Genomic DNA, 5,462 nt, shown 5'->3' on the forward strand with positions numbered 1-5,462 from the left:
CGCCACCGCCGTGGTCACCTGGGCGATCTGGCGCACTTGGGAGGTCAGGTTCCCGGCCATGAAGTTGACCGAGTCGGTGAGCTCCTTCCAGGTGCCGGACACCCCCTCCACCCGCGCCTGACCGCCCAGCCGGCCCTCCGTGCCCACGTCCCGCGCCATCCGCGTGACCTGATCGGCGAACGAGGACAGCTGGTCCACCATCGTGTTCACGGTGTTCTTCAGCTGGAGCATCTCGCCGGAGACGTCCACGGTGACCTTCTGCGACAGGTCGCCGTTGGCCACCGCCGTCGTCACCTGCGCGATGTTGCGGACCTGGCCCGTCAGGTTGCGGAAGGCGGTGTTCACCGAGTCGGTGAGGTCCTTCCACGTACCGGCCGCCCCCGGCACCTGCGCCTGTCCGCCCAGCTCGCCCTCGACGCCCACCTCGCGGGCCACCCGGGTCACTTCCGCACCGAAGGACTGCAGCTGGTCCACCATCGTGTTGACGGTGTTCTTCAGCTCCAGCATCTCGCCGGCCACGTCGACCGTGACCTTCTGCGACAGGTCGCCGTTGGCCACCGCCGTCGTCACCTGCGCGATGTCGCGCACCTGTGTGGTCAGGTTGCGGAAGACCGTGTTCACCGAATCGGTGAGGTCCTTCCACGTACCCGCCGCCCCCGGCACCTGCGCCTGTCCGCCCAGCAGCCCCTTGGCGCCGACCTCGCTCGCCACCCGGGTGACCTCGTCCGCGAACGTCCGCAGGGTCTCGGTCATCTGATTGATCGTTTCGGCCAGCTGCGCCACCTCGCCGCGCGCGCTGACCCGTACCTTCTGCGACAGGTCACCGTTCGCGACGGCCGTCGTGACCTGCGCGATCCCCCGCACCTGGGCCGTCAGGTTGCCCGCCATCGTGTTGACGGAGTCGGTGAGGTCCTTCCACACCCCCGCGACGCCGGGCACTTGCGCCTGGCCGCCGAGCTCGCCCTCCGTACCCACCTCGCGGGCGACCCTCGTCACCTCCGAGGAGAACGAGGACAGCTGGTCCACCATCGTGTTGACGGTGTTCTTCAGCTGCAGCATCTCGCCGGCCACGTGCACCGTGACCTTGCGCGACAGATCGCCCTTCGCCACCGCCGTGGTCACCAGCGCGATGTCACGCACCTGAGCGGTGAGCCGGTACGCCATGGTGTTGACGGAGTCGGTCAGATCCTTCCACGAACCCGACATTCCGCGCACTTGGGCCTGGCCGCCGAGCTTCCCCTCGGTCCCCACCTCCAGCGCCACGCGCGTCACTTCGTCCGTGAACGCCGACAGCTGGTCGACCAGGTTGTTGACGGTGCGCCCGACCTTCAGGAACTCCCCGCGCAGCGGATGCCCCGTCCCGTCGGCCGACAGCGTCCGCAGGTCCATCCGCTGGTCCAGGTCGCCCTCCGCGACCGCGGACAGCACCCTGCCCACCTCGGACACCGGCCGGGCGAGATCGTCCACCAGCTGGTTCGAGGCGTCGATCGCAGCCGCCCAGGAGCCCTCGCAGGCACCCGTTTCCAGCCGCTCGCTCAGCTTGCCCTCGCGGCCCACCGTCCGCCGGACCCGGGACAGCTCACCCGTCAGGTGCAGGTTGCGGTCGGCGACTTCGTTGTAGACGGCGGCGATCTCCGCCATCACCCCGTCGCCCGACACCGTCAGCCGCTTGCGGAAGTTCCCGTCCCGCATCGACACCAGGGCCGTGAGCAGCCGGTTCAGGGCGGCGGTATCGACTTCCGTCGTTCCGTTCCGGCGCGGACGCCCGCCCTTCGCGCGCGTACCCGTACGCCGCACCGCTGCGCCAGACTCCACCGTGTCCCTCCCGAAAGGGTCGACCCTGTTCCACCGGCACCCGGCCAGTCACCCGCCCGGCTACCCGATCCTGCCCAGTGTTTCACCCTGGCCGAACCAGGCCATAACACTTCGGCACCATCGCACACCGCCCGCACCCCGCGGGGGGAATCCCCGACGACGGCACCATGGCGGGCGCGAAGGTAAGTAACCTGGCCTCCGATGTCCCACCGCGTCGAAGGAGACTTGTGATCACGGCTCGGGCGGCTGCCAGCTTCGACCCCCAAGGGCGCTCGGTCGCCACCGCCCGGGTGTTCGTCCGCGACACCCTGCAGGGCTGGGGCTTCGCCGACATCGTCGACGACGCCGTCGTGCTCACCAGCGAACTCGTCACGAACGCCGTGGTCCACGCCGGCACCCGGGCCGAAGTCCTCTGCCTGCGCACCGAGGACGGTGTACGGGTCGAGGTCGCCGACCGCTACCCCGAGCGCGAACTCCCCCTGCGGTACCCCGGCGAGCGCCCGTACGCCGACCCCGACCGCGAGAACGGCCGCGGCCTCATGCTCTGCGCCGCCCTCGCCACCCGCTGGGGCGTCGAGTACACGGCCACCCACAAGCACGTGTGGTTCCGCCTCGACCTGCCTGACCGTCCGGTCGGTACCCGCTCCGCCGGACCCGTCGTCCCCGACCGCCTGCTGCCCCTCGCGGACAGCCGCGTCCGCGTCGCCGTCGTCCAGATCGATTCCGCGGACTGCATCTCCGCCTGGAACGAGGACGCCGAGCACGTCTTCGGCCATCCCGCCGGGAAGGCCCTCGGCCGCCCGCTCGCCGAGCTCGCCGCCTGGCCGCAGACGCCCGGCACCGGCACCGGCATCGCCGAGGCCCTGCGGCTGTCCCGCTGGGAGGGCAGCTACGGCATCCGTGGCGCCGACGGCCGCGTCATCCCCGTGTACGCCTCCCACCTGCGGGTCCGCGATGCGCACGGGGAGCCGTCCACCGTCTGCCTCCTCGTCCACGACGACGAGCGCGCCCTGCTCCAGACCCCTGTCCGAGCACCGGTCTCCGAGGGCCTGCCACTGGTCGAGCCCCGTGCCGCGGACCCCTTCGAGGTGTTCATCGGCTCCCCCGCCCCGGACGACCTCGACAGCCTCCTCCAGCGGACCGTCGAACGCGCCCGCGACATGCTCGACGCCGATGCCGCCTTCCTGCTGCTCGCCACGGACGACGAGACGGAACTGGAGGTGCGCGCCACCACGGGACTGCCCTCCACCCGCCAGCGGTTCGCCCGCGTCCCCGTCGAGGCCGGCACCAACCGCTACGGCTCGGCCCGCATGCCCGCCGTCCACGACGACCTGACCGCCGTCCCCGGAGCAGTCCCCCTGCTCGACGCCACCGGCATGCGTTCGGTGGTCACCGTCCCCCTCAAGGTCGAGGGCCGGCTCACGGGCTCCCTGGGAGTGGCCGCCGAGAACCCGGGCCGCTACTCCAACGCGGAGGCGCTGCGCCTGCAGTTCGCCGCCGACCGGATCGCCCTGGCCGTCGAGTCGGCCCGCCTCGGCGAGCTGGAGCGGCTGCGCCGCGGCTCCCTCTCCTTCCTCGTGGAGGCATCGGACCTCCTCGCCGGCACCCTCGACCGGGACCAGACCCTGGCGCTCATGGCCCAGATGACGGTGCCCACCCTGGCCACCTGGTGCGCCGTGTACACGATCGCCGACCAGTCCTCCGACCCGTACCTCTCCTACGTCCTGCACGAGGACGAGGACCGCATCGACGGCCTCAGGGCCCTCCTCTCCCGGGTGAGCCCGCCGGAGCCGGTCCGCGAGGCCGGCGCCCGCACCTGGCACGAGGCGTCCGCAGCCGTCGGCGGCGAGACCGTGGTCCTCCCGCTGCTGGCCCGCAACCGGGTGATCGGCATGCTGACCCTCGGCAGGCCCTCCGAGGAGCACTTCCGTCAGGAGATCCTCGAACTCGCCGACGACCTCTCCCGCCGCGCCGCCCTCGCCCTGGACAACGCACGCCTGTACTCCGAGCGCACCGCGATCAGCCGTTCCCTGCAGCGCAGCCTGCTCCCGCCGGGCTCCCCCGCGATCCCCGGCATGGAGGTCGAGGTGATCTACCGGGCCGCCGGCGAGGGCAACGAGGTGGGCGGCGACTTCTACGACGTCTTCCCGATCCGCGACGGCGCGTACGGCTTCGCGATCGGCGACGTGTGCGGCACCGGCCCCGAGGCCGCCGCCGTCACCGGTCTGGCCCGGCACGCCCTGCGCCTGCTGGCCCGCGAGGGGCTGGGCGGTCCCGCGGTCCTGGAGCGCCTCAACGCGGCCATCCTCGACGAGGGCGCGCGCAGCCGCTTCCTCACCCTCCTGTACGGCGAGCTCCACCCCCAGCAGGACGGCGGCGCCCTGATGAAGGTCGTCTGCGCCGGCCATCCGCTCCCCCTGCGCCTGCGTCCGGACGGCCGGGTGGTCCCCGCCGCGGACCCGCAGCCCCTGCTGGGTGTCCTGGACGACTTGGACCTGTACGAGCAGACGCTCACTCTCGACCCCGGCGATGTCCTGCTGTGCGTCACCGACGGAGTGACCGAGCGCCGAGAGGGCAGCCGCATGCTCGGCGACGACGGCTTGACCGAGGTCCTCGCGGCCTGCACCGGTCTGACCGCCGGCGCGGTCGCGGCCCGCGTCCTGCGCGCGGTGGAACGCTTCGCGGCCGATCCCGCCTCGGACGACATGGCCATCTTGGCCTTCCGCGTTCCGGAACAGCGCACGGGCGACTAGCGGGAACGTGCGTCTGCGGTGGTCACTCCGGAGACGTCGGCAGGACGTGGCGGGTGGCGGAGCGCAGTGCGAAGGCCATCACGAGTTCAAACGCGCCGAGCAGGACGAGCCACAGCCCGAGCAGCCGTGTCAGGGCGACCGCGGATTCCACGGGGAAGCAGAGCACGACGATGCCGGCGACGGCGCCGAGTGCGCCCAGGCCGAAGAGCGGGCCCCGGTGCAGGAGCCAGCGGTCGGCGATGGCGACGTAGGCCGTGAGCACCCCGGACAGCAACCAGAGCAGCCCGACGACCAGGGACAGTGCACCGATCGTCTGCATCGGGTGCCGCAGGACCAGGACGCCCGCCAGGAGCGACAGGAGGGCGATCAGGACGCCCGCCAGTCTGCCGCCCCCCTCGCTGCTGTGCGAGAAGGCCCTGACGAAGCGGAAGCCGCCCGCTACGAGGAACTGCAGACCGAGGATGACGGCCAGGACGTGCAGGGTCTCGTCGGGCCAGACCAGGACGAGGATGCCCGGGACCAGGGTCGCCAGGGCGAACCCGAGTGCCCAGTGCCATGAGCCGCCGAGCTGCTTGAGGACGAGCTCGGGGTCGTGCGGCCGGTGCTGCGGTACCGCGCCGGAAGGTACGGTCATCACGCACCCCAGGCTACGCCCGGGATGTGGCCTGCGCACGGGCGGAAAAACAAAAAGGCCCCCGCCAGTGGCGGGGGCCTTTTCGATGGAGCCCTTTAACGGAATCGAACCGTTGACCTTCTCCTTACCATGGAGACGCTCTACCGACTGAGCTAAAAGGGCGGGTTGTTCGGCGGCGTCCTACTCTCCCACAGGGTCCCCCCTGCAGTACCATCGGCGCTGAAAGGCTTAGCTTCCGGGTTCGGAATGTAACCGGGCGT

3 protein-coding genes, 1 tRNA gene and 1 rRNA gene are annotated in these 5,462 nt (G+C 71.4%); 1 reads left to right on the forward strand and 4 read right to left on the reverse strand.

Annotation, left to right across the window (positions count from 1 at the left end):
- A partial coding sequence (locus tag ACFV7Q_RS24280; protein WP_385431382.1) for a HAMP domain-containing protein occupies window positions 1-1,815 on the reverse strand: 1,815 nt, incomplete at its 3' end.
- A 167-nt stretch (window positions 1,816-1,982) separates the two neighbouring features.
- On the opposite strand from ACFV7Q_RS24280, the gene ACFV7Q_RS24285 reads away from it, so the two are divergent.
- Window positions 1,983-4,568 carry a SpoIIE family protein phosphatase gene (locus ACFV7Q_RS24285; protein ID WP_385431383.1) on the forward strand — a complete coding sequence of 862 codons (2,586 nt, stop codon included), beginning with the start codon at window positions 1,983-1,985 and terminating at the stop codon, window positions 4,566-4,568.
- Between the two features lie 22 nt (window positions 4,569-4,590).
- Here ACFV7Q_RS24285 and ACFV7Q_RS24290 read toward each other — a convergent pair whose 3' ends face one another.
- From ACFV7Q_RS24290 to rrf, 3 genes are all read right to left on the reverse strand, one after another.
- Complete coding sequence (locus ACFV7Q_RS24290) at window positions 4,591-5,202, reverse strand: HdeD family acid-resistance protein (RefSeq protein ID WP_385431387.1); 612 nt, start codon at window positions 5,200-5,202, stop codon at window positions 4,591-4,593.
- An 86-nt stretch (window positions 5,203-5,288) separates the two neighbouring features.
- Window positions 5,289-5,364, reverse strand: a tRNA-Thr gene (locus ACFV7Q_RS24295).
- A 5-nt stretch (window positions 5,365-5,369) separates the two neighbouring features.
- Window positions 5,370-5,462, reverse strand: a 5S ribosomal RNA gene (rrf, locus tag ACFV7Q_RS24300); the annotation flags it as partial.

This window comes from Streptomyces sp. NPDC059851, assembly GCF_042732005.1.
GTDB lineage: Bacteria > Actinomycetota > Actinomycetes > Streptomycetales > Streptomycetaceae > Streptomyces.